Origin of the sequence: Sphingomonas mucosissima (genome assembly GCF_002197665.1) — a bacterium.
GTDB lineage: Bacteria > Pseudomonadota > Alphaproteobacteria > Sphingomonadales > Sphingomonadaceae > Sphingomonas > Sphingomonas mucosissima.
In genome coordinates, this window is the sequence record NZ_NBBJ01000002.1 from 168,345 (window position 1) to 191,871 (window position 23,527).

Annotated in this window: 25 protein-coding genes; 14 read left to right on the top strand and 11 right to left on the bottom strand. The window is 66.3% G+C overall.

Annotated elements, in window-relative coordinates:
• Positions 1-78: 78 nt before the first annotated feature.
• The 6 genes from SPMU_RS07955 to mobA all read left to right on the top strand — a co-directional run bounded on the left by SPMU_RS07955 (position 79) and on the right by mobA (position 3,914).
• The gene (locus tag SPMU_RS07955) at positions 79-744 is read left to right on the top strand and encodes a pyrimidine 5'-nucleotidase (protein ID WP_088333352.1); all 666 of its coding nucleotides are present in this window, start codon (positions 79-81) and stop codon (positions 742-744) included.
• Positions 741-1,559 carry a 2,3,4,5-tetrahydropyridine-2,6-dicarboxylate N-succinyltransferase gene (dapD, locus tag SPMU_RS07960; RefSeq protein WP_088333353.1) on the top strand — a complete coding sequence of 273 codons (819 nt, stop codon included), beginning with the start codon at positions 741-743 and terminating at the stop codon, positions 1,557-1,559. Before SPMU_RS07955 ends, dapD begins: the two co-directional genes overlap by 4 nt.
• Positions 1,560-1,822: 263 nt before the next feature.
• Positions 1,823-2,131, top strand: a complete 309-nt coding sequence (locus SPMU_RS07965; RefSeq protein WP_088333354.1) for a glycine zipper 2TM domain-containing protein — start codon at positions 1,823-1,825, stop codon at positions 2,129-2,131.
• A gap of 76 nt (positions 2,132-2,207) precedes the next feature.
• Positions 2,208-2,636, top strand: a complete 429-nt coding sequence (locus tag SPMU_RS07970; RefSeq protein WP_088333355.1) for an OsmC family protein — start codon at positions 2,208-2,210, stop codon at positions 2,634-2,636.
• A 94-nt stretch (positions 2,637-2,730) separates the two neighbouring features.
• Positions 2,731-3,270 carry a glycine zipper 2TM domain-containing protein gene (locus SPMU_RS07975; protein ID WP_088333356.1) on the top strand — a complete coding sequence of 180 codons (540 nt, stop codon included), beginning with the start codon at positions 2,731-2,733 and terminating at the stop codon, positions 3,268-3,270.
• Between the two features lie 107 nt (positions 3,271-3,377).
• Positions 3,378-3,914: a molybdenum cofactor guanylyltransferase gene (gene mobA / locus SPMU_RS07980; protein ID WP_245832904.1), complete on the top strand. Its 537-nt coding sequence runs from the start codon at positions 3,378-3,380 to the stop codon at positions 3,912-3,914.
• 107 nt (positions 3,915-4,021) lie between these two features.
• Here the strand turns inward: mobA and SPMU_RS07985 are convergent, their stop codons facing one another.
• From SPMU_RS07985 to hflK, 6 genes are all read right to left on the bottom strand, one after another.
• Complete coding sequence (locus SPMU_RS07985; protein ID WP_088333358.1) at positions 4,022-4,702, bottom strand: NnrU family protein; 681 nt, start codon at positions 4,700-4,702, stop codon at positions 4,022-4,024.
• A gap of 99 nt (positions 4,703-4,801) precedes the next feature.
• A complete protein-coding gene (locus SPMU_RS07990; RefSeq protein ID WP_245833010.1) occupies positions 4,802-6,361 on the bottom strand; it encodes a peptide MFS transporter in 1,560 nt (519 codons plus the stop codon).
• A 183-nt stretch (positions 6,362-6,544) separates the two neighbouring features.
• Positions 6,545-8,119, bottom strand: a complete 1,575-nt coding sequence (locus tag SPMU_RS07995; protein ID WP_088333662.1) for a helicase HerA-like domain-containing protein — start codon at positions 8,117-8,119, stop codon at positions 6,545-6,547.
• Positions 8,120-8,264: 145 nt separating this feature from the next.
• A complete protein-coding gene (locus SPMU_RS08000) occupies positions 8,265-9,800 on the bottom strand; it encodes a Do family serine endopeptidase (protein WP_088333663.1) in 1,536 nt (511 codons plus the stop codon).
• Between the two features lie 113 nt (positions 9,801-9,913).
• On the bottom strand, positions 9,914-10,786 hold the full coding sequence (gene hflC, locus SPMU_RS08005) for a protease modulator HflC (protein WP_088333360.1): 873 nt from the start codon (positions 10,784-10,786) through the stop codon (positions 9,914-9,916).
• Complete coding sequence (gene hflK / locus SPMU_RS08010; RefSeq protein ID WP_088333361.1) at positions 10,783-11,883, bottom strand: protease modulator HflK; 1,101 nt, start codon at positions 11,881-11,883, stop codon at positions 10,783-10,785. Before hflK ends, hflC begins: the two co-directional genes overlap by 4 nt.
• 73 nt (positions 11,884-11,956) lie before the next feature.
• Here hflK and SPMU_RS08015 point away from each other — a divergent pair, with 73 nt between their 5' ends.
• The 3 genes from SPMU_RS08015 to SPMU_RS08025 all read left to right on the top strand — a co-directional run bounded on the left by SPMU_RS08015 (position 11,957) and on the right by SPMU_RS08025 (position 15,162).
• The gene (locus SPMU_RS08015; protein WP_088333362.1) at positions 11,957-12,907 is read left to right on the top strand and encodes an Mrp/NBP35 family ATP-binding protein; all 951 of its coding nucleotides are present in this window, start codon (positions 11,957-11,959) and stop codon (positions 12,905-12,907) included.
• 69 nt (positions 12,908-12,976) lie between these two features.
• A complete protein-coding gene (locus SPMU_RS08020; protein WP_088333363.1) occupies positions 12,977-13,408 on the top strand; it encodes a CoA-binding protein in 432 nt (143 codons plus the stop codon).
• Positions 13,409-13,698: 290 nt separating this feature from the next.
• On the top strand, positions 13,699-15,162 hold the full coding sequence (locus SPMU_RS08025) for an MATE family efflux transporter (RefSeq protein ID WP_088333364.1): 1,464 nt from the start codon (positions 13,699-13,701) through the stop codon (positions 15,160-15,162).
• Between the two features lie 3 nt (positions 15,163-15,165).
• Here the strand turns inward: SPMU_RS08025 and SPMU_RS08030 are convergent, their stop codons facing one another.
• Positions 15,166-16,071: a diacylglycerol/lipid kinase family protein gene (locus SPMU_RS08030; protein ID WP_088333365.1), complete on the bottom strand. Its 906-nt coding sequence runs from the start codon at positions 16,069-16,071 to the stop codon at positions 15,166-15,168.
• Between the two features lie 78 nt (positions 16,072-16,149).
• Between SPMU_RS08030 and hemB the strand changes: the two genes are divergently transcribed.
• Positions 16,150-17,142: a porphobilinogen synthase gene (gene hemB, locus SPMU_RS08035; protein ID WP_088333366.1), complete on the top strand. Its 993-nt coding sequence runs from the start codon at positions 16,150-16,152 to the stop codon at positions 17,140-17,142.
• A 23-nt stretch (positions 17,143-17,165) separates the two neighbouring features.
• Positions 17,166-17,687, top strand: coding sequence for a GNAT family N-acetyltransferase (locus SPMU_RS08040; RefSeq protein ID WP_088333664.1), 522 nt, complete (start codon positions 17,166-17,168; stop codon positions 17,685-17,687).
• 60 nt (positions 17,688-17,747) lie between these two features.
• On the opposite strand, the gene SPMU_RS08045 is transcribed toward SPMU_RS08040, so the two are convergent.
• The 4 genes from SPMU_RS08045 to SPMU_RS08060 form a co-directional block, all read right to left on the bottom strand.
• Positions 17,748-17,963 carry a hypothetical protein gene (locus SPMU_RS08045; protein WP_088333367.1) on the bottom strand — a complete coding sequence of 72 codons (216 nt, stop codon included), beginning with the start codon at positions 17,961-17,963 and terminating at the stop codon, positions 17,748-17,750.
• A 65-nt stretch (positions 17,964-18,028) separates the two neighbouring features.
• A complete protein-coding gene (locus SPMU_RS08050) occupies positions 18,029-19,282 on the bottom strand; it encodes an N-succinylarginine dihydrolase (protein ID WP_088333368.1) in 1,254 nt (417 codons plus the stop codon).
• A gap of 37 nt (positions 19,283-19,319) precedes the next feature.
• On the bottom strand, positions 19,320-20,336 hold the full coding sequence (locus tag SPMU_RS08055) for an arginine N-succinyltransferase (protein ID WP_088333369.1): 1,017 nt from the start codon (positions 20,334-20,336) through the stop codon (positions 19,320-19,322).
• Positions 20,333-21,532 (bottom strand): hydrolase, encoded by a 1,200-nt coding sequence (locus SPMU_RS08060; RefSeq protein ID WP_088333370.1) that lies wholly within the window; start codon positions 21,530-21,532, stop codon positions 20,333-20,335. The genes SPMU_RS08055 and SPMU_RS08060 overlap by 4 nt, the downstream gene beginning before the upstream one ends.
• 153 nt (positions 21,533-21,685) lie before the next feature.
• Here SPMU_RS08060 and ndhC point away from each other — a divergent pair, with 153 nt between their 5' ends.
• Genes ndhC through SPMU_RS08075 form a run of 3 tightly spaced genes read left to right on the top strand, consistent with a single transcriptional unit; the run spans position 21,686 to position 23,474 of the window.
• Positions 21,686-22,060: an NADH-quinone oxidoreductase subunit A gene (gene ndhC / locus SPMU_RS08065; RefSeq protein ID WP_088333371.1), complete on the top strand. Its 375-nt coding sequence runs from the start codon at positions 21,686-21,688 to the stop codon at positions 22,058-22,060.
• A gap of 2 nt (positions 22,061-22,062) precedes the next feature.
• Complete coding sequence (locus SPMU_RS08070) at positions 22,063-22,629, top strand: NuoB/complex I 20 kDa subunit family protein (protein ID WP_088333665.1); 567 nt, start codon at positions 22,063-22,065, stop codon at positions 22,627-22,629.
• The gene (locus SPMU_RS08075; RefSeq protein WP_088333372.1) at positions 22,626-23,474 is read left to right on the top strand and encodes an NADH-quinone oxidoreductase subunit C; all 849 of its coding nucleotides are present in this window, start codon (positions 22,626-22,628) and stop codon (positions 23,472-23,474) included. Before SPMU_RS08070 ends, SPMU_RS08075 begins: the two co-directional genes overlap by 4 nt.
• Positions 23,475-23,527 lie beyond the last annotated feature (53 nt).

The following is a 23,527-nucleotide window of genomic DNA, read 5'->3' on the forward strand; positions in this document are numbered from 1 at the left end:
CGCGCCAAAGCTTTGCTGGGGAGGACCGTGGGCGGATTGCCTTGCCGAACCGCCCTGCGCTTGAGTACGAGCGCCCCCATGCCGCCAGGACTTGACCATATCCGCGCCTGGGTCTTCGATCTCGACAATACGCTGTATCCGTCGAGCGCCGATCTGTTCGCGCAGATCGACACCAAGATGACCGACTATATCGCCCGGTTGCTAGGGCTGGACCGGGTGGAGGCACGCCGCATCCAGAAGGCCTATTTTCTCGGCCACGGCACGACGCTCGCCGGGCTGATGGCCGAGCATCACGTCGATCCGCACGATTTCCTTGCCTTCGTCCACGATGTCGAGATGGACGTGCTGGAGGAGAATGTGCCGCTCGCTGCCGCAGTGGCGAAGCTGCCGGGGCGCAAGGTGGTGTTCACCAACGGTGACGGCCCTTATGCCACGCGCGTGCTGGAGCGGCTGGGGTTGGGCGAAAGCTTCGAGGCGGTGCACGACATCCACGCCATGGATCTCGCCCCCAAGCCCGCGCCCTCCGCTTATGCCGGCCTGTGCGCGGCGCTGTCGATCGATCCCACGACGGCCTTGTTCGCGGACGATATGGCGCGCAACCTCGCGCCGGCCAAGGCGATTGGCATGACCACCGTCTGGGTCGATAACGGGTCCGAACAGGCGCACGATAGCGACCGCAGCTTCATCGATTATACCACGCCGGATCTCACCGCGTGGCTCCAGGGGATATTGGAAGACGCATGACCGATCTTGAGACGACCATCGACGCCGCCTGGGAAAACCGCGCCGAGATCGGCCTCACTACCGCTGGCGAGGTGCGCGTTGCCGTGGATCGGGCGCTCGCCTTGCTCGATTCAGGCGCTGCGCGGGTGGCCGAACCTGATGGCAACGGCGGCTGGCGCGTCAATCAGTGGCTGAAGAAAGCGGTGCTGCTGTCCTTTCGCCTGAACGACAATGCCTTGATCGATAACGGCCCAGGCGCGGGCCATTGGTTCGACAAGGTGCCGTCCAAATTCTCCGGCTGGGGCGAGGCGGAATTCCGCGCCGCCGGCTTCCGCGCGGTGCCCGGCAGCGTCGCGCGCCGCGGCGCCTTTATCGGCAAGGGCGCGATCCTGATGCCGAGCTTCGTCAATATCGGCGCCTATGTCGGTGAAGGCACGATGGTAGATACCTGGGCCACCGTCGGCAGCTGCGCTCAGATCGGCAAGAACGTGCACCTGTCCGGCGGTGTCGGCATCGGCGGCGTGCTGGAGCCGCTGCAGGCCGATCCCGTCATCATCGGTGATGGCGCCTTTATCGGTGCGCGCTCCGAAGTGGCCGAGGGCGTGCGCGTCGGCGAGGGCGCGGTGCTGTCGATGGGCGTGTACCTCGGCGCGTCAACCAAGATCATCGACCGCGCGACCGGCGAGACGTTCATGGGCGAAGTGCCGCCCTATGCCGTGGTGGTGCCGGGCTCGACCGGCGGCGGGAATCTTGGCCTGTATTGCGCGGTGATCGTGAAGCGCGTTGACGAGCGCACGCGCTCCAAGACCAGCATCAACGAGTTGCTGCGCGATTGACGCGGTGGGAACGGGGAAGCCGCGGTGGGCGCGGCTTCCCGCCCACGCCTGCTTGCACTTCCTGCCCCGCGCACTGCGACGCGACGTTCCGTCAGTGAACCACGTTTGGCACCGCCGCTCCGGTGCCATCTGCGCGCAACGCACGGCCATCTTCATTAGATGAACGGGCCGTTGTTTTCGGTTCATGCAACCTGCGTAACAGGCGTACGTTTCGATCCCGTACCTGTTTCACCAAGTGCGTGATTTTTTCGAGGGAGTGTAAAATGCGTAAGATGATGTTGGCGCTCGGCGCCTCCGCCATGGTTCTGCCCAGCCTGGTCATCACCACCACCGACGCGGATGCGCAGCGTCGCAGTAGCTATCGCGAATGGAAGGGCAATGACGGCCGCTGGCGCTGCCGCAAGCCCGATGGCACCACGGGCCTGGTGGTCGGCGGTGTCGCCGGCGCGCTGCTGGGCCGCACCATCGATACCCGCGGCGATCGTACGCTCGGCACGCTGGGCGGTGCCGCCGTCGGCGCGCTGGCGGGACGCGAGGTCGAGCGCGGCACGAGCAAGCGTCGCTGCCGCTGACAGCGATCTCACCAACTTCAACACAAGGGGCGCGATCGTGATGATCGCGCCCCGCGTGCGTTAGGAGAAGAACGAAATGCCGACACGCAGTGGCTCCGCCCGATATGAAGGGCTTGGCAAAGACGGCAAGGGTTGGGTCTCGACCCAATCGCATGCGCTGTCCCAGCAGCCTTATGGCTTTGGCACGCGGTTCGAGAACGAGCCCGGCACCAATCCCGAAGAACTGATCGCCGCCGCTCACGCCAGCTGCTTCACCATGGCGCTCAGCTTTGCCCTTGCGGGCGCCGGGTACAGCGATGGCGCGCTGGAAACGAGTGCCAAGGTCACGGTCGAAAAGGATGGTGAGGGCTTCACCATTACCAAATCGGCACTGGACCTGCGCGCGAAAGTGCCCGGTATATCGCCCGAGGAGTTCGAGAAGATCGCTAGAGAAGCCAAGAAGAACTGCCCTGTTTCCAAAGTATTGAATGCGGAAATGACGCTCTCCCATACGTTGGAAGGATGACTTTCACTGCGATGAACAGAGTGTAGTTTTCCGTTCACGCAACTTCGGCGCCCATTGGCAAGTTGTATTGCCATAACCAGCCAGGAGTTGTTTCATGCGTATCATTCTGGCCGCTGTGATGGCCGCCTCCACCGTTACCGCACTACCGGTGCAGGCGCAGGCCGGCCGCGAATATCGCAGCGAGGTGCGCGAGGCGCGCCGCGACTATCGTGACGATCTGCGGCGCGCGGATTCGCGGCGTGACGTGCGCCAGGCGCAGCGCGAATATCGCCGTGACGTTCGCGACGCCCGCCGCGATTGGCGAAACGATCGTCAGCAATGGCGCGGGTTCGATTACAACCGCACGCCCCCGGGCCAGCGTGCCTATTATGCCGACAATTTCTACCGCGACGGTCGCTATTATCAGCAGCGCCGATTGAGCCGGAACGACCGGATCTATCGCGGCAACAACGGCCGCTATTATTGCCGCCGTTCGGACGGCACCACCGGCCTGATCATCGGCGGCATCGGTGGCGGTCTGCTCGGCAGCCTGCTGGCGAATGGCGGTTCCAACACCCTGGGCGCGCTGATCGGCGCCGGTGCCGGCGCGCTGCTCGGTAACTCGGTCGATCGTGGTCGGGTGGTCTGCCGCTAAGCTTTTCACCCCCTTCACGCTTTTTGCCGGATGTAACGGCGCGTACCATGGGCCGGCGAGCAATTGCCGGGCCTTTCGGCTTGTGGTAATCGGATGAGGAGGCGCATGTGACAGTGGGGCAGGGCACAATCGGCGCCATCCTGGCGGGCGGCGCTGCGAGCCGGTTCGGATCGGACAAGGCGCTTGCCTCTTTCGAAGGTATCCCGCTCATCGATCATGTCGCGGCTGCGCTTCGGGTGCAGACCGTTGCCCTGGTGGTGGTGGGACGGGAGCACGGATCGCTCGAGCGTGTGGAGGATCATCCCCAGCCCGGCCTCGGCCCGCTTGGTGCGATCAGCGGCGCGCTGCGCTGGGCGCAGGCGCATGGCTATGCCGCGGTGCTGAGCGCCCCATGCGACGCGCCGTTGCTGCCCCCTGATCTCACGACGCGTCTCGCCGGGCCGGGCCCGGCCTATGTGGCGGGACTGCCGGTCCTCGGCTGGTGGCCGGCTGCGCTTGCCGACCATCTCGCGTCCTGGCTCGCCGCCGATCAGCCGCGCGCGGTGCGCCGTTGGGCCGCCGCCGTCGGCGCGCGCGAGGTGCGGCTCGAGACGCTGCCCCCGAATGTGAACACGCGGGAGGATCTGGCGGCGCTCACGCGATAGACTGGGGTTGCCGGCCTGGTGATTTGGAGCGGTTCTCGATCACCTTGATCCGCTCGCCTTAAGCGTGGGGCGCGCCTGCAGCGACCACACTTACAGCACGGTCTTCATCAGGCGATCCACCGCCAGATGCCCGCCGGCCACCCCGCAAGCGGCATGTGCGCCCATGTCGCAGCGAGCCAGACGACAGCCCCGCCCGCCAGCGCATGCATCCCGATCTTGCCCACCCGCGCGCGTCCCGCCGCCACCGCGGCGAAAGGCCAGTAGCTGGTGCGCCGTTCCCACTCGCGCCAGAAATCGGGCTGAAGCGCTTCCTTCTTCCGGTCCTGAAAATGCGCGCCGAGCAGCGCCAGCACGATGATCGACAGTGCCAGCACCACGTTGGACGGGTCGGGGAATACGAGGATGTGCACCATGCCCCAGATCGCGAAGCCCCACATCATCGGGTGGCGGGTGATCGCGAACACGCCGCGCGCTTCGGGCACGGCGCGGCTGTCCGCTTGCGGCAGGGCAGGATTGCGGACCAAAGATCCCATGAACAGGATCGCGCCCGCCAGCATCAATACGGTGCCGATCGCCCAGATGAAATCGCCGACCGGCCAGAGCGACGGCGCCGGCGGCGCGGCGCGATAGGCGAGGGCAAGCCAGCCGAGCGTCAGGGCGGCAACAAGGCTGTAGAGCCCGAGAAAGCCTTTCTCGCCTACCGCCCCGACCAGCGGTTTTCGCAAGAGGTGAGACAGAAGGAAATGGGTGCCCACAAACGTCAGTGCTGCCGCGACGACATTGCCCATTTCCCGTCTCCCCCTCCTGATGACCCTAAGTCACTATTTCCCGATCGGTCGCGCCGGCCGGAACCGGCGCGACCGATTGATGCCAGGCGGGCAGCGGGCTTAGCGCCGCGTCTCCCCGCTAGTGTTCAGCCCCGCCGCCTTTGGCTCCGCCAGTTCCGCTTCGCCGGCCATGGCATGGTCGACATCGTCGCGCAGCGTATCGAGATGCATCCAGCGACGCACCAGCGGGCTGAGCGCCAGCACCGCCACGGCGATCCCGATCGTCCACCAGCCGATGGTGGAGTAAATGGCGAGCGTGCCTTCCTTGGTCATCTCGCCGCTTTCACCGCCGGTCGCCTCGCCAATCTTGCCCGCGACGAAATTGCCCACCGCCGTCATGTAGAACCATGCGCCCATGATCAGGCTGGCGAGGTGTTTGGGCGCCAGCCGGTTCATCGCGCTGAGGCCCACGGGGGAGAGGCAAAGCTCGCCGGTGGTCTGCAGGAAGTAGATCGCGAAAACGAAGAACACCGGCGTCGCGACTTCCAGGCCGACGCTCTGCGCGCCCCACACGAAGACGAGGAACGAAAGGCCGACCTGCGCGAGCGCAAGGCCGAACTTTGCCGGCGCCGACGGCTCCAGCCCGCGCTTGCCAAGGAAGACCCAAAGCGCCGCAAAGATCGGGCCGAGCAACACGATGTAGATCGGGTTGATTGACTGGAACAGTGAGGCCGGCACATCGCCGCGATCGACAAAGCGATCGGTGTAGAGGTTCAGGCTGCCGCCGGCCTGTTCGAACAGGCCCCAGAACACCGGGTTCAGCGCGATGAGGAACAGCACGGCGAACATCCGATCGCGGGCATGCGGCTCCAGCTTGAAGCTTTCGAAGAGCACATAGCCGAGCATCGCGATGCCCGAGACGATCAGCAGCGTCTGAATAACATCCTGATATTGCACCAGCGCCCAGATCACCCCGACAGAGGCAAGGCCTACGCCGTACAGCGACCATTCCGTGCGCGCGGCGAGCGGCCGCGGCGCCTCGCCCTTCCCCAGCAACAGCGGCTTGCCCAGGATGAACACCACGAGGCCCAGCAGCATGCCGACGCCGGCCGCGCCAAAGCCATAGCTCCAGCCATAAGTTTCGCCCAGCCAGCCGGCCATGATCGTGCCGATCGCGGCGCCGGTGTTAATCCCGATGTAGAAGATCGTGTACGCACCATCGCGGCGCGGATCAGTGAGCGGGTAAAGCTGTCCCACGATCACTGAGATATTCGCCTTCAGGAAGCCGGTGCCGACGATGATGAAGGCCAGCGCCAGCCAGAAGATGTTGATCGCGGCCGATCCCTGGCCGCCTTCGCCTCCCACCGCCATGAGAAGGTGGCCGAGCGTCAGCATCACCGCGCCGAACGTCACCGCCTTGCGCTGCCCCAGGAAGCGATCGGCGAGATAGCCGCCGAGCACAGGGGTGATGTACACCAGGCTGGTATAAGCGCCGTAGATCAGGTTCGACTTGCCGTCATCGAACAGCCAATGCTTCGTCAGGTAGAAGATCAGCAGCGCGCGCATGCCATAGTAGGAGAAGCGCTCCCACATTTCGGCAAAGAACAGGACGTAGAGCCCCTTGGGATGGCCGAGGAACTCCGGGCCTTTCTTGACGACGCCGGCGACACCGCCGGCCAACAGGATCGCAAGAAAGCCGAATGCGATCGTGGGAATGATGGGCAAGAATACGCTCCCCAGTGATACGTTTTTCGGGGAACCAAGCCCCCTAACGGGCGAGCCTAGCGCGCAAATCCGCCAGACCAAAGCAGTTGTTGCGATTGCAACGAGGTGTTCCAGTTGCGGCGTCGCCCGCCGGTCGCCTCATCGGCCGCGCAGCAGCCCGCCCAGCACACCGCGTACGATCGTTCCCATCAGCCCGCCGCCGGCCTTGCCCCGACGCGATCCGAACACTTGCTTGCCCAATTCGTTCGCCACCTGCCGCCCGATCGAGGAGCCGCCGGCGCGGGTCGCCGACGCAATGGCCTGGTTCCACGGCGAGGCGGCCTGTTCCCGCTCGGCGGCACGCGTCGCCTTCGCGTCCGCCTTTTCGCGCGCGTCAGCGGCTTGGCCCCCGGCTGCCTGTGCGCGTTCCTCCGCCCCCGCCGCGGCGCGCGCGGCCAGCAGTTCCGCCGCTGATTCGCGGTCCACCGCTTGGTCGTACTTGGCGCCAATGGCGTCGGTCGCCAGCAGGACGGCGCGCTCCTCTGCGGTGAGCGGGCCGACCCGGCTGGCCGGCGGGCGAACGAGGCAGCGCGTGACAGGGGAGGGCGCGCCGTCGGGCTGGAGCAACGACACCAGCGCCTCGCCGATCTTCAATTCGGTGATCGCGGCGGCGACATCGACGCCGGGGCTCGCCCGGAACGTGGTCGCGGCGCTTCGCACCGCCGCCTGATCCCGCGGGGTAAAGGCGTTGAGCTTGTGCTGGATGCGGTTGTTGAGCTGGCCGGCAATTGCATCGGGGATGTCGATGGGGTTTTGCGTGATGAAATACACGCCCACGCCCTTGGATCGGATCAGCCGCACAACCTGTTCGATCTTGTCGACCAGTGCCGCGGGGGCGTCATCGAACAGCAGATGCGCTTCGTCGAAGAAGAAGCACAGGATCGGCCGGTCCGGATCGCCGATCTCGGGCAGCGTCTCGAACAATTCGGACAACAGCCACAGCAGGAACGTGGCGTAGAGCTTGGGCGCGGCCATCAGGCGGTCCGCGGCGAGAATGTTGACGATCCCGCGCCCGCTATCGTCAGCCTGGAGGAAGTCGGAGAGATTCAGTGCAGGCTCGCCGAAGAAGCGCGCGCCGCCCTGGCTGCGCAGCTGAAGCAGCGCCCGCTGGATGGCGCCCACCGACGCCTTGGACACATGGCCGTAGCTGTTGGTGAGCTCGCTCGCCCGTTCCGCGCAATGCACCAGCATCGCCTGCAGATCATCGAGATCCAGCAGCAGCAGACCGTCTTGGTCGGCCACATGAAAGACGATCGTCAGCACGCCTTCCTGCACGGCGTTCAGCCCCAGGAGCCGCGCCAGCAGCAGCGGGCCGACCTCTGACACGGTGGTGCGGATCGGATGACCCTGCTCGCCGTAAAGGTCCCACAGCTGAACGGGCGTGTCGCGATATCTCCAGTCTAGCCCGATCGTCTCGGCCCGCGCGGCAAAGGCCGTATGCATCTTGGCGAGCGGGGAGCCTGGCATGGCGAGCCCGGCAAGATCGCCCTTCACGTCGGCGACGAAACACGGAACGCCGGCTGCGGAAAGTCCTTCGATGATGCCCTGCACCGTCACCGTCTTGCCGGTGCCCGTTGCCCCGGCGATCAGGCCGTGCCGGTTCGCCAGGCGAAGGTTCAGGCGCTGCGGATCGGCGCCGCCTTCGCCCGCGCCGATGAAGATGCTCTCGCTCACGTCGCCTCGCACGCGTTACCGCCCGTTCCTAGTCCGTCCGCGGCAATCAAGTCGAGCAGCGCCCGCCTGCGCAAAACCTGCCCTGAAAAACAAAGGGCCCCGCACATCGGTGCGAGGCCCCTCGAGATCGCGGAAGGTCCGCTGCTTACTTGACGCGCACCGCGATAAAGGCCGGTGGGTTGCGCCCGCGCACCACCGACAGCAGAACCTGCGGGCGCCCCGCGGCCTTGGCTGCCTGCACGGCCCGGGCGACGTCCGCCGCCGTACGGGTCGGTGCGGAGTTGACCGAGACGATCACGTCGCCGCGACGCAGCTTCTGGCCGGCATCGCTGGACGCGTCCACGGCGCTGACCACGACGCCCTGCACCGTCGAATCGACACCCACCTGGCGCGCGATCGCCGGGGTGAGCGGCTGAACGGTGACGCCGATGCCATTGGCGCCGCCCGGCGTCGGGGTGGTCGTCTCGCTATCTTCGCCGAAGCTGTCGTCCTCGCCAAGCTGCTGAGCGAGCTGCTCTTCCGCCGGCCGCACGGTGGTCGTCACCGTCACGGTCGTCGGGCGCCCGTCGCGGATAACGTCAAGCCGCGCCTGCTGCCCCGGCGGCACGTTGGCGACCAGATACGACAGCGTCGTGTCCGGCGTCACCTGCGTGCCGTTGACCCGCGTCACGACGTCACCAGCGCGCAAGCCGGCCTTCGCGGCCGGGCCACCCGGCTCGGCACGGGCGATGATCTCGCCCGAATTCTTTGGCAGGTTGAGCGCCGCGGCAATGTCGTCGGTCAGGCGCTGGATGCTGACGCCGATATAGCCGCGCTGGACGGGCTTGCCCTTCATCAGCGTGTCGATGATCGGCTTGGCGTCCTCGGCCGGAATGGCGAAGCCGATGCCGATGTTGCCGCCCGATTGCGAGAAGATCTGGCTGTTGATGCCGATCACTTCGCCGTTCAGGTTGAACATCGGGCCGCCCGAATTGCCCTGGTTGATCGAGGCGTCGGTCTGGATGAAGCGGTCGTTCGCGCCGCCCTGGCCCGTTACGCGGTGCACCGCCGAGACGATGCCCGCCGTCACCGTGCCGCCAAGGCCGAACGGATTGCCGATCGCGACCACCCAATCACCGACCCGCGCGCGCGCCGAATCGCCGAAGCGCACGTACGGCAGCTGGGTGGGGGCGTCGATCTTGAGCAGGGCGAGGTCGGAGGCCGCATCGCGGCCGACGAGCTTCGCGACATATTCCTTGCGATCCGGCAGGGTGACGCGGATCGCCTCCACGGTGGCGCGGCTATTGCCCGGCGCCACCACGTGATTGTTCGTCACCACATAGCCGTCGGGCGAAATGATGAAGCCGGACCCCAGCGACTGCGCCTCGCGCGTCACGGGCGCGCCGTTCTGCCCGCCCCGGCCGCCGAACTGGCCGAACAGCTCGGCAAACGGCGTGCCGGCAAACGGGTTGGCCGGCTGCGCCACGGTGACGCGCTGGTCGGTGGAGATGTTGACCACGGCCGGCTGAAGCTTCGCCACCATGTCGGCAAAGCTCATCGGCGCACCGACGCGCGGCGCGGTGGCCTGGATCGATCCCGGCTCGTTCTGCGCGCTCTGCGCGGTTGCCGGATTCTGCAACGCAAGCGAAGCGGCGGTGCCGCCGAGGAGTAAGGCACCAGTGAGGGCGTAGGCGTAACGCACGATCGTCATGTTCCTCTCGTTTGGCCTAATCGGGCCTAACCGCTGGATTGTGCCGCCAGGTCGATGAACGGCATTTGAATGCTCAACGAACCGGCCGCTTTCCCGTTGCCGGCTTATCGGCCGCTGAATTCCTTCAGATAGGCATTGTCACGGCTCATGATAATGCTGGTCGAACCTTCCGGCCGCGGGCCGCCATCGGCCCCGAACGTATGCCGGTAGGATTGCATGGCGCGGTAGAAATCATAAAAGCTCGCGTCCTTGCTGAACGCTTCGGCGTACACGCGCGAGGCGGTCGCATCGGCTTCCGCGCGCACGATCTGCGCCTGCTTCTGCCCTTGTGCACGGATCGTGTTCGCTTCCTGCTGACGCGCGGTGCGCATGCGCTGCAACGCGCTGTCCAACGGGCTGCCTTCCGGAAGGTCGGCATGCTTGATGCGCACGTCGACGATGGTCGCGCCATATTGCTGCGCGTCGCGCTGCAACGAGGCCTGGATCGCATCCATCACCCGGCCGCGTTCCGGGCTCAGCAGCACTGCGAACGGCACCTTGCCCAATTCGTTGCGCAGCGCGGTGCCGAGCAGCGGGCGCAGCTGGTCCGCCACGCGCTCCTCGGTGTTGGAGGTGCTGCCGGTGGAGGTAATCGCGCGCAGCGGATCGACGATGCGGAAACGCGCAAAGGCGTCGACGTTCAGGCGCAGCTGATCGGTCGACAGCACCAGCGTGTTGTCGAGATCGGCATCCAGCACGCGCTTGTCGACCCACACGATCTTGTCGATGAACGGGATGCGCGCCACGAGGCCCGCGCCCGTCTGGCCGATGACCTGCCCGGGTTCATATTGGTTCACCGGCTCGCCGACAGGCTTGTTCAGCCGCAGCACGACGGCCTGCTTGGTTTCCGGCACGATCGCGAAGGTGGCCGCGGCGACGATCACGGCGCCCAGGGCGGCAAAGCCGATCGCCACGGGATTGCGGGTGAGCGCGCTCATCGTGCGCCTCCCGGTGCCGGGGCGGCTTCGACCTGCGGCTCCTGGAGCTTGCGCGCGCGGTCCAGCGGCAGGAAGGGGGCGACGCCCGGTGTTTCAACAATGGTCTTGTCGGTCTTGGCCAGCACGGCCTCCATGGTCTCGTAATACATGCGGCGGCGGGTCACTTCGGGAGCCAGGCGATACTGCTCATATGCCTTGTCAAAGGCCGCGGCCTCGCCCTGCGCCCGCGCGATCACTTGCTGCGAATAGCTGCGCGCATTGTTGAGGTTGGCCACCGCTTCCTGCTGGGCCGCAGTGACGGCGTTGAAATCGTCGATCAGGCTCGCCGGAGCCGCCGCCTGGCGGATGGAGACGCCCTGCACGCGAACGCCCGCCTTATAATCGTTCAGGATCTGCTGCATCGTCTGGGCAACGCGCGTTTCGATGTCGGTCCGGCCTGCGCCGATCGCCTGGTTCAGCGTCGTCGTTGCCAGCACCGCGCGCATCGCGCTTTCGGCCGTGGCGCGAACCGTCTCGGTCGGATCCCTGATCTCGAACACGAACTGGCGCGGGCTTTCGACGCGCCAGCGCACCGTATAGGCGAGATCGATGATGTTCTGGTCGCCGGTCAGCACGCTTTCGCTGCCGTCGCGCGGAAATTCATCGACCCGCACGGCCTCCACGTCCACCTTCTGCACCGCCACCAGCGGCGCCGGCAGCGTCACTCGGATGCCGGGCTCGAGCATGCCGGAATAGCGGCCGAGGAAGGTCACCACGCCGCGCTGCTGCGGGCCGATCTGATGCACCGCGGTGAAGATCAGCCATATGGCGACCACCACCGCCACGCCGATCAGCCACAGATTGCGCGCATTGGCGCCCAGCGGCAGCTGCGGGCCGCTGCCGCCACCGCCGCCCGAGCCACCGCCCCGCGCTTTTTTCAGGAATTCGTCCAGCGCGGTCGGCTTGGGCGTGCCCTTGCGGCCGCCCGGGGGCACCGCCCACGGATTGCGCGGCGCGCCGCTATTGTCCTCACCACTGCCGCCATTGCCCCATGGCCCGTTGGAGGAGTCGTTCATCAGGATCGAAGGTCGGCGCAGCCACTGCGGCAGGATGGTCATGACAGTCTTTATAGGGTTCCTCGTTCCGAAAAACAGTGCCCCTCCGGGCTGAACGGCGTAACGACTTGTTGCCATGGACGAGAATGATGTGAAGCAAGCGGTCGCCGCAGTGGCTGGCGACCGGGCAACGGTGCGGATCGATGGCGAGCGGGTCGGCGTGGTGGTGGACGCCACGGGGCTTGATGCAAAGGCGCGCGATGCGATGGAAGCGGCGGTCCGCATGGCCGCCGGGCCGAACGCGCGCGTGGTCGTCACGGCCGAGCGGAGCAACCGCAAATTGATCGCGGTGGCGAGCGGCAAGGGCGGGGTGGGCAAATCAACGCTCGCCGCCAATCTCGCCATCGCGCTTTCCCAGCTTGGGCGGCGGGTCGGCCTGGTCGATGCCGACATCTATGGCCCGTCGCAGCCGCGGCTGATGGCGGCCGAGGGCCAGCGGCCGGAGGCGAAGGACAAGGTGCTCATGCCCGTGCCGACGCCCTATGGCGTGCCGATGCTGTCGATGGGGCAGCTGATCGAGCCGGGCAAGGCGATCGCGTGGCGCGGCCCCATGGCGGCCGGCGCGCTTGGCCAGCTGGTCGAGGCCGATTGGGGCGCGGCCGACACGTTGGTGCTCGATCTGCCGCCCGGCACCGGCGACGTGCAGCTGACGATGATCCAGAAATATCGCCCGGCCGGCGCGGTTATTGTCTCGACCCCGCAGGATCTGGCGCTGATCGACGCCACCCGCGCGATTGATCTGTTCAACAAGGCCGGCATCCCGATCATCGGGCTGGTCGAGAATATGGCGGGCTATGCCTGCCCGCATTGCGGCGAGGTGTCCGATCCGTTCGGCCGCGGTGGTGCCGAGGCTGCCGCGCGCGAACTTGGCGTGCCGTTCCTGGGCCGCGTGCCGCTCACCATCGCGATCCGCACCGCGTCCGATGCGGGCCGTCCTCCGGCGGCGGAGCCGGGCGACACGGTGTTCCGCCCGCTGGCGGGCGCGGTCGCTTCGTGGCTGGAAACCGGCGGAGGCGGTGCGCGTTAGCATGGGACCGGTCGTGCCGTATGCATCAGGCTGCGGCACGGGCGGACCAATGTCGAAAGGCCAATCTCCATGCCGCTGACCGCCGATGCCGATATCAAGGCGCTGCTTGAGGAAACCCGCACCATCGCGCTGGTCGGCGCTTCCGATCGGCCGGGTCGGCCCAGCTACAATGTGATGCGCACGCTGCAGGCGCACGGCTATCGCGTGATCCCGGTCAATCCGCAGATCACCGGCGAACATGTCCATGGTGAATATGTCTTCCGTGAGCTGTCGCAGATCGGCGAGCCGATCGACATGGTGGATATCTTCCGCCGTTCGGAGGCTGCGGGCGAGGCGGTGGACGAAGCGATCGCAGCCGGCGCCAAATCGGTCTGGATGCAGCAGGGCGTCATCGATCAGCAGGCGGCGGCGCGTGCGGAGGCGGCGGGCCTGAAGGTGGTGATGGATCGCTGCCCGGCGATCGATATCCCCCGGCTGGGCGTGGCTCCCATCGTAAGCTGAAGGCCGGCGCTCGCGCCGCCTCGTTCAGCCGCGCCCCCCCCTGCTTTGGCGGGAGTATCAGCCGGCGCGCTGTCCTACGGCATCGCTTTCGTGGCACGGCGAACCGGTGCTGCAAGGATCACCCGCCAATGTTGAGAGATACCCCGCGACTGTCTCAACTTTCTCAACATTCGCGCCAACAAGCGGCAGGGCCGCGCGCGGTGAAAGCTGCTTGTGACCTGATGGTCGGTGCCGCATGGACGCTCCAGGACCGGCAACAAACCGGCGCAACAGCTTAGGAAGGGGGCGACATGGACGAACCGGTTTCCCATGCGCACGGCCGTGCTGGGCAGCGGGATCTCACCACCGGGCCGATCGGTTCGGCGCTGCTCATGTTCGCGCTCCCGACGCTCGCGTCCAATGTCCTGCAATCGCTGAATGGCTCGATCAACACGATCTGGGTAGGTCGCTTCCTGGGCGAAGGCGCGCTCGCCGCCACCTCGAATGCCAACATCATCATGTTCCTGATGTTCGGCGCAGTGTTCGGCTTCGGCATGGCGGCGACCATCATCGTCGGCCAGAGTTGGGGCCGGCGCGACGTGGATGCCGCCCGGCGCGCATTCGGCTCGGCGATCGGCCTTGTACTGGCCGGATCGATCATCGTCGGCACGCTCGGCTGGATCTTAGCGCCGCAGATCCTCACGATCCTCGCCACCCCGCCCGACGCGTTCGAGCCCGCGCTCGATTACCTGCGCGTCATCTTCCTGGCGCTGCCACCGTCCATGCTGCTCGTGCTCATGTTCATGGGGCTGCGGGGGACTGGCGATTCGGTCACGCCCTTGTGGTTCATGGGGCTGGCGGTGCTGGTGGACGCGGTAATGAACCCGCTGCTGATCGCCGGCATGGGGCCGTTCCCCCGCATGGGCATCGCCGGCTCCGCCACCGCCACGCTGATCGCGAACATCGTCGCGCTTGGCGCCCTGGTCGCCTGGATCCGGTGGCGCGACCTGCCGCTTCGCCTGAAGGGCGCGGAGATCCGCTACATTCTTCCGGAACGCACGCTGGTGCGCACCATCGTCAGCAAGGGCGTGCCGATCGGCGCGCAGATGCTGGTCCTGTCGGTGTCGGCGCTGGCGATGGTCGGATTGGTCAATCGCAACGGCATCGACACGGTGGCCGCTTATGGCATCGTCCAGCAGCTCTGGGGCTATGTGCAGATGCCGGCGATGGCGATCGGCGCAGCCGTTTCGGCGATGGCCGCGCAGAATATCGGTGCAGGGCGCTGGGATCGCGTCGCGCGCATCACGCGTGCCGGTATCGTCTACAACGTCCTTATCACCGGCGCGACGGTGGCACTGGTGCTGCTGCTCGACCGGGTGATCATCGGCCTGTTCATTCCCGGTGGCAGCCCCGTCGTGCCGATCGCCCAGCATATCAATCTGCTCGCGACCTGGGGCTTTATCATGTTCGGCGCGACCATGGTGCTGTTCGGCGTGATTCGCGCGAACGGCGCCGTTTGGGGTCCGCTGCTGATCATGACGGTTGCCATGTTCCCCGTTCGCCTGGGCGTCGCTTATGCCCTGCTCCCGATCATCGGATCGGACGCGCTTTGGTGGAGCTTTCCGGTGGGGTCGGCCGCCAATGCGCTGCTGGCGGCGCTATACTATCGCTTCGGCCGCTGGCGGGAAGGCGGATTGCTCGTCCCGGAGGAGCATTGCGAGGAGCGCAGCCACGCCGATATCGAGCCTGCCGGCACGCTGAAGCCGGCGGCGTGATCGTCAGCTTAGACCGGTTTGATCGTCCACCTCGCGCGGCACCATCACGCGGATGACGCCGGGCGCGATCCGCGCCCGAACCGGCGTGTGCGCCAGCACCTCGCCGTCGATCGAGATTGGCAGTTTGGGGCGGGTATCGATCTTCAGGTCGCTGCCCGAAAAGGTGATCGTGTCATGGTGCCGCGCCGACAAGCCGAAGATGTTGGCGAACCAGTTCTTCAGCAGCGTGCGGCGGTAGCGGGCGGTCACCGCCTGCACCACGATCTGGCCTGAATCCACCTTGGCCTCGTCCACCAGCCAGGTGCCGCCGTGATATGGCCCATTGGAGATGCGCACCTCCACCACGCGCATCCTCTTCTCCTGCGTCCCGTCGTCGACGGTAAGGATGAAAGGTCGGAAGCGCAGATACTGGAGCCCCGCCCAGCCGAGATAGCCGACCCGCCCCAACACCTTCTTGAGGTTGTGCGGCACCGTTTCGGCGATCTGCGGCGACAAGCCCATCGCGGCGCAATTGGCGAAGTAATCGCCATCGATCATGCCAAGGTCGATCCGCTTGGGCACGCCGTTCGCCAGCACGTTGATCGCCCCGTCGATGTCCAGCGGCAGGCCAAGCGTCCGCGCGAAGCTGTTGGCGGTGCCGAGCGGCAGGACGCCGAGGATCGCGTCATGCCCGACGAGAAGGTCGACCAGCCCGCTGACGGTGCCGTCGCCGCCGCCCAGGATCACGAGGTCGGGCTTTTTCGCCAAGGCGCGCTTTACCGTGCGCTCCAGGTGCTTGGGCTTCTGCACCGCGTGAGCGTCCAGCGAAAACGGCAGCTTCTCCAGTCGCTCGCAAGCGTGCTGGAACAGCTTCTGCCCCTTGCGTGACTTCGCATTGACGATCAACGCAGCCGATCGGATCTCGCTCATGCGGCCCCCAACGCGCGAAGCGATGAATTCGCCCCCGTAACGCTTGCGCGCGTAAGACGACCGGCGCACAGCACGGCCATGACTGCCTCCTTCCCCGCCTTGCGCCTGCGTCGAACCCGTGCCGCTGAGTGGAGCCGGCGCTTGCATCGCGAAACCACGCTGACCCCGGCCGATCTGATCTGGCCGCTGTTCATCGCCGATGGCCAGGGCGTCGAGGAGCCGATCGCGAGCCTGCCGGGCGTGTCGCGCTGGTCGGTCGATCTCATCGTCGCGTGTGCCAAGGAGGCCCATGCGCTCGGCATTCCGTGCCTCGCACTCTTCCCCAATACGCCGGCGCACCTGCGCAGCGATCGCGGCGAAGAGGCGCTGAACCCGGACAATCTGATGTGCCGCGCCATTCGCGCCATCAAGCACGCCGTCCCCGGCATCGGCATCCTCACCGATGTTGCACTCGATCCCTATACTGCGCACGGCCACGACGGGCTGGTCGATGAAAACGGCTATGTGCTCAACGATGCAACGGCCGAGGTGCTGGTCGGCCAATCGCTGAACCAGGCCGCCGCCGGCGCCGATATCGTTGCCCCGTCCGACATGATGGACGGCCGCATCGGCACCATCCGGGCCGCGCTGGAGTCCGCCGGCCACCACAACGTCCAGATCATGGCCTATGCCGCAAAATACGCGAGCGCCTTCTACGGTCCGTTCCGCGACGCGGTGGGCAGCCGCGGCCTGCTGAAGGGCGACAAGAAGACCTACCAGATGGACTATGGCAATGCGGAGGAGGCACTCCGCGAGGTCGCGCTCGATCTCGCCGAGGGCGCGGACAGCGTGATGGTGAAGCCGGGCCTGCCTTATCTCGACATAGCGCGGCGCGTGAAGGAGCGGTTCGAGGTGCCGGTGTTCGCATACCAGGTGTCCGGCGAATATGCGATGATCGAGACCGCGGTGGCGGCCGGCGCGGCCGATCGTGATGCCATGGTGCTGGAGACGCTTACCGCGTTCAAGCGCGCCGGCTGTTCGGGCGTGCTCACCTACCATGCGGTGCATGCCGCGCGCCTGCTCGGCCAATGATCGACGCCGCCAGCGCGGCGCCAATGATCGAAACCGATCGTCTGGTGCTGCGGGCGCCGCAGCCGGAGGATCGCCTACCGCTTCATGCCATGTGGGCCGATCCCGCCGTCATGGCCGATCTTGGGCCAGTGAAGAGCGCAGAGGAAAGCGACATGGCGCTTGCCCGCCACGCGTCCTACGCGCCGCTCGGCTTTCGCGCGGTGGTGCTACGGTCGAGCGCGACCACCATCGGCTTCTGTGGGCTCAAGCCCGGTGCACCGGACACCCCGATTGCCGGGATGCTGGAGATCGGCTGGATGCTGGCCGTTCCGTTCTGGGGTGCGGGCTATGCGCGAGAGGCGGCAGCGGCAGCGATCGCTTGGGGGTGGCAGAACCGCCCCGACAACGCCATCGTCGCCATCACCGCACACAGCAACACCAAGAGCCGCTTGCTGATGGAGCGGCTCGGCATGCTTTACATGCCCGAAATGGATTTCGAGCACCCGCTCTTCGCCGCCGATGATCCGCGGCGCCAGTCGGTGACATACCGGATCACGCGCCCCTGACGCTTCAAGGCCGATTTGTACGCATCGCTCCTGTCACGAGGCCGCTTTGCGCCGGCGGCGTTACTCGCTGTTCCGCTCGACCGACTCCAGGATCCGCCCGCCGGCCATGAAGACGGCGATCGGACATAGCGAAAAGAGCAGCCAGCCGCCCATCCCGGGATAGTCGCGCACGTAGTGCACGCCGCGTTCTGTCGCGCCGAGCCCCAGGCCATAGATCACCATGAACGCTTCGAACTTGGTCTTGATGGTGAACAGGCGTGCGATCTTGGTAAACATATCGTTAACTAAGCAAGTCGCGCGCCAGTAGCGGTTTTCCGCCACTTAGCCGTTTGCGATCGCGCTCAACTGTTAATCAATCCGACAAGATCGAGCGCTGCGAGGAGGGCGTCATGCGCGCGGCCCACCTGCGCCACCAGAGCAGGATCGCCGATCGCGTCAAAGGCAATCGCCTCCGGCCAATAGGTTGCGATCACATCCGCTATCCGGTCCAGCTTTGCGTGATCGACGAGGAAACGCGGATCCACCAGCGCCGGATCACAGGCGACACGTAGCCGCAAGCAAGCCGGCCCGCCGCCGTTAGCCATGGATTCGCGCACGTCCACCACCTCGACCGCGCGGATCGGGCCTCTCCCGGCCAGGTGATCCTGCAGCCACGACCAAACCGGTTCACTCTCCCGTGCCTCCGCCGGCACGATAAGGGTCTGCGCGCCCGAAGCCGCGGTGACAAGCTGGGCATTGAACAGGTACGATTGGATCGCATCGGCCAGGCTGACGCGGCCGGCCGGCACCTCGACGATCTCCACCTCCGGCAGCAGGCGACGGAGGTCGGCATAAAAGGCGTCGCGGTCCGCAAAGGCCAGCTCGTGCGCGAACAGGATGCGCTCGTTCGCGACGGCGACCACATCGTTGTGAAAGGCGCCTGCCGCGATCGCCTCCGCTGATTGCTGCACGAACAAGGTGCGCGCGGGAGAGAGGCGGTGGGCGCGGGCGACCGCTTCGGAGGCTTCGCGATGTTGCCGGGCCGGGAAAGGCCCGCCCGCCTCACCATAAACGAACACTTCGATCCCCGGCGTGTCATGACCCGCGCACAGCCGCATGTGGTTCGCCGCGCCCTCGTCGCCGAACGGTGCGGGGATGGGCGGGTGAACGGCGAAGCGCTCATGCGCGAACGCCAGCCGCAACTGTGCCAGCGTGACCGGCCATTCGTGGCTGCGGTGCGGCATGGTGACAAGATTGGCGACGGTCAGGTGGCAGTGCCCGTCCGCGGTATCGGGGGCAGGGGACACCGTGGCCGCATTGGCCGCCCACATCGGCGAGGCGGAAAACGCCCGTGCCTTCAGGTGCGCGGGCGCCGCGACATAATCGGTGTGAAGCGCGGCAAGCCAAGCATCATCGGGCCGCGGATGCGGCAGCAGGATACCCTGCGCCAGCCCGAGCGCCAAATTGGCGCGCATCTTGGCGATGCCCTGCAAGGCCGCGGCACGAGGATGCGCGGTAGCGCCGGCATTGCGCGTGGCCGCCAGATTGCCCGGGCTGAGGCCAGCGTAATTGTGGCTGGGCCCGACAATGCCGTCGAAGTTGATTTCCTGGATCATGACCTCTCTCGTGTCTCGGCGCACCGGGGCATCGCAATCAGATCCGCGCGACGTGCAGCACGCGCGATTCCTCGCCGGCCTGGATCGCGGCGGCGCATTCCTCATTGATCACCACGTCGTCACCGACAGCGCGAACGTCACCATAGGCGCAGCGGAAGTCAGACAAGCGCCCGTGCGCCACCAGTGCTTCGGTGCCGCCATCCCGATCGACCGCCACGATCCGCGCTTCGCGTGCCTCGCGGATCGACCGTACCGTGTCGATCCGCGCCGTCATCGTGGGTCCACCATCAAAGATGTCGATATACTTCTCGAACGCAAAGCCTTCATTCTCTAGCATCCGCATCGCCGCGCGTCCGGAGGGGTGGGGCAAGCCGATCGCCGCGCGCGCCGTTTCTGACAGCATGGCGGTATAGATGGGATGCTTGGGCATCAGATCGGCGATGAACTGGTGCCCGTTGATGGCGTTGAAGGCGTCGGCATCCTGGAAGTTCATGCCGAAGAAGCGCCCCGCCAGCCCGTCCCAGAAAGGCGAGCCTCCGGCCTCGTCGATCACCCCGCGCAATTCCGCCAGGATGCGGCCGCCGAACCGCTGGCGGTGCGCCTTGATGAACAGGTAGCGGCTGCGCGCCAGCAGCAGCCCGAGCCCGCCCGCACGTTCGCCGGGATGCAGGAACAGGCCGCCCACCTCGCTGGAGCCTTCCAGGTCGGTGGTCAGCGACAGCATTTCCGCCCGGAACGTGCGGTCCAGCTCGCGGCTGTGCTGCGTCAGCATGCTGATGCGATAGCTGTAGAACGGGTGCCGCTGGCCCACCTGGGTGAAGATCTGGCATGTGCCGCGCACCTCGCCAGTGGCCGTATTCTCCAGGATCAGCACGAACAGTTCGTCGCCAATGCTGTCCTCGTCGCGGGCAAAGGCCGCGTGGCTGCGATCCAGCTTGGTCTTCAGCGCGCGGCGATCCGGTGGCAGGTTGGTGAAGCCGCCTCCGGTCAGCTTCGCCATCTCATACAAATGCGCCAGATCCTCGTCGCGCGCCGCGCGAACCACGAAAGTCACAAGCCGTTCTCCGCAAGTCGCAGGATGGTCACTGCCGATAGTGCCGCCCGCTCGGCGAGACTGTCGACGATCAGATATTCGTCCGCTGAATGGATCGCGCCGCCGCGCACCCCCATGGTGTCGATCACCGGCGTGCCAACGGCGGCAATATTGTTGCCGTCGCACACGCCGCCCGTATCGCGCCAACCGATTGGCACGCCGAGGTCGCCGCCAACGGCAGCGACAAGATCGAACAGCCGCGCCGCTCCCGCATCTATCGGCTTGGGCGGCCGATTGAAGCTGCCATGCACCTCGATCCGGACGTCATGCGCCGCGGCGATCTCGGCCACCGCGCTGTCGATCGCCAGCCGGGCGCGGGTGATCTCGCCTGCATCGGCTGGACGGAAATTCACGCGCAGCACCGCCAGATCCGGCACGACGTTGTTCGGACCACCGCCGTCGATCCGCGCCGGATTGACCGACAGGCGCGGCCCTTTGGCCCGGTCCAGCGCCAGGGCGAGGGCAGCGGCCGCGACGATGGCGTTGCGCCCGTCCAGCGGGTTGCGGCCGGCGTGGGCCGAGCGGCCATGCACGATGATCGAGAAATTGCCGGTGCCGCCACGTGCGCCCGCCAGGGTGCCGTCCGGCAAGGCCGGCTCATAGGTGAGCGCGGCGAGCTTCCCGCGCGCTGCTTCCGCGATCAGCGCTGCGGACGAGAACGAACCGGTTTCCTCGTCGGAGTTGATGATCACATCATAGCCGATCGCGCACCCCGCCGCTTCCACCGCCTCCAGCGCGGCCAGCATTACGGCGAGGCCGCCCTTCATGTCGGCGACGCCCGGTCCGTTTATCGTCCCGTCCGGCCCGTCGGTGAGGGCCTGAAAGGGATGATCGGCGGGATACACGGTATCCATGTGCCCCGTCAGCAGCAGCCGTCGCTCGGCCCCGGGGCGGACGGACAGATGGAGGTGCTGCCCATGTGCCACCGGCGCCACGCTTCCGTCGGCCGCCACGCGCTCGGCCGAGGCCGGATCCACCAGCCGGAGCGTGCCGGGCAGGGTGCTGAAGGCGTCGGCAAGCATCCCGGCAACGGCGGCCAGCCCGGCAATATTGCCGGTGCCGCTATTCACCGCCGCCCAGGCCCGTGTGCGGGCGAGCATCGGCGACTCACTCGCCCGGGCCACCGCTTGTTGTTCGATCCGGTGCAATGCTGTCATGCCGGCGGTTGCTAGCCGATGCCAGGAATTGCAGCCACCCCCGCGGAGTTGCGAGTGATTCTCACGGGCCCCATGCCTTGCCCCGTTCGCCCGGGGGGCCTAAAGCGCCCCCGTTCCGTTCGCCCGTGCGAGAAAAGCCCCGAGAGAGCGCCGATGGTTGACCTGTCGCAATACCTGCCGATCCTGATGTTCCTCGGCGTGGCACTCGTGCTTTCGTCGGCGTTCGTATTTCTGCCCATTGCGGTTTCCCGCCTCACCGGATCATACAAGCCGTCGGTCGAGAAGCTGAGCGAATACGAATGCGGTTTTCCCGCGTTCGAGGACAGCCGCGCGCAATTTGACGTGCGTTTTTATCTAGTTGCGATCCTCTTCATCATCTTTGATCTTGAGGCTGCGTTCCTATTTCCATGGGCAGTCAGCGTGTTCGATCTCGGCTGGACGGCCTGGATCAGCATGATGATCTTCATTGGCGAGCTTGCGCTTGGCCTCGTTTACGCCTGGAAAAAGGGCGCACTGGATTGGGAATGACCATGCACTCCGGCCCCGTCGAACTCCCGCGCGACGCGCGCGCCATCTCCAGCGGGACGGGCCTTGTTCAGCCCGATCCCGGCTTCTTCCATGATCTGAACGGCGAACTCACCGACAAGGGTTTTCTTGTCACCTCCACGGAGGAGCTGTTCCAGTGGGCGCGCACGGGCTCGCTGTGGTGGATGACGTTCGGTCTCGCCTGCTGCGCGGTGGAAATGATCCACGTCAACATGCCGCGCTACGATCTGGAGCGCTTCGGCGCCGCCCCGCGCGCTAGCCCGCGCCAATCGGACGTGATGATCGTCGCCGGCACGCTCTGCAACAAGATGGCGCCGGCGCTGCGCCGCGTTTACGATCAGATGTCGGAGCCGAAGTACGTCATCTCGATGGGCTCGTGCGCCAATGGCGGCGGCTATTACCATTATAGCTACAGCGTCGTGCGCGGCTGCGACCGCGTGGTGCCGGTCGACATCTACGTGCCGGGCTGCCCGCCGACCGCCGAGGCGCTGCTGTACGGCATCATGCAATTGCAGCGGAAGATCCGCCGCAGCGGGAGCATCGAACGGTGAGGGCGCCGGCACCTGCCTGGGCGGCACATCTCAACGACGCCACGCTGGACGCAGCCCGTGCAGCCATCCCGCAGGGGCTGATCGATGCGTTCGCGCATGTCGGCGAGATTCAGCTGCACGTGCATCGCGATCACCTGATCGCTGCGCTGACTGCGCTGCGCGACACGCCGGGCCTCGAATATCAGCAGCTGATGGACATCGCTGGCGTCGACTATCCCGATCGCGGTGCCGAGCGGTTCGAGGTCGTTTATTGCCTCCTGTCGCTCACGCGCAATCATCGCCTGCACGTCCATGTCACGGCGTCCGAAGACACGCCTGTCCCGTCCGTTACGGAGATGTGGCCGGTTGCGGGCTGGTATGAGCGCGAAGTGTACGACATGTACGGCGTGCTGTTTGCGGGTAACCGCGATCTCCGGCGTATCCTTACCGATTATGGCTTCCGCGGGCACCCGCAGCGCAAGGACTTCCCGCTCAGCGGCTATGTCGAGATGCGCTATTCGGAAGAGGTGAAGCGCGTTGTCTATGAGCCGGTGAAGCTCGCGCAGGATTTCCGCACCTTTGATTTCACCAGCCCTTGGGAAGGGGCGGAGTACGTCCTCCCGGGCGATGAAAAGGGCGCTTTGCCCGAGGCAAAGGGTGCACCGACCCCGCTCAGCGCGGATCAGGTGCAAAAGGCCGGCGTCGCACAGTCGCCGACCCAGGCCGCCGGCGCGTCCAGTGAGCCTTATGCAAAGGATCAGGCGAGCGGCACGGCTGACACCGGTGCTGGCAAGCCGCACCCGCATATCGGCGAGAAGCCCGCTGATCGCGACGTCATTCCCGGCAAGGGAGGTCAGAACCAGTGACCGATACCGTCCTTAATGATCGCATGGATCCCGCCACGGAGCGGCTGGCCGAG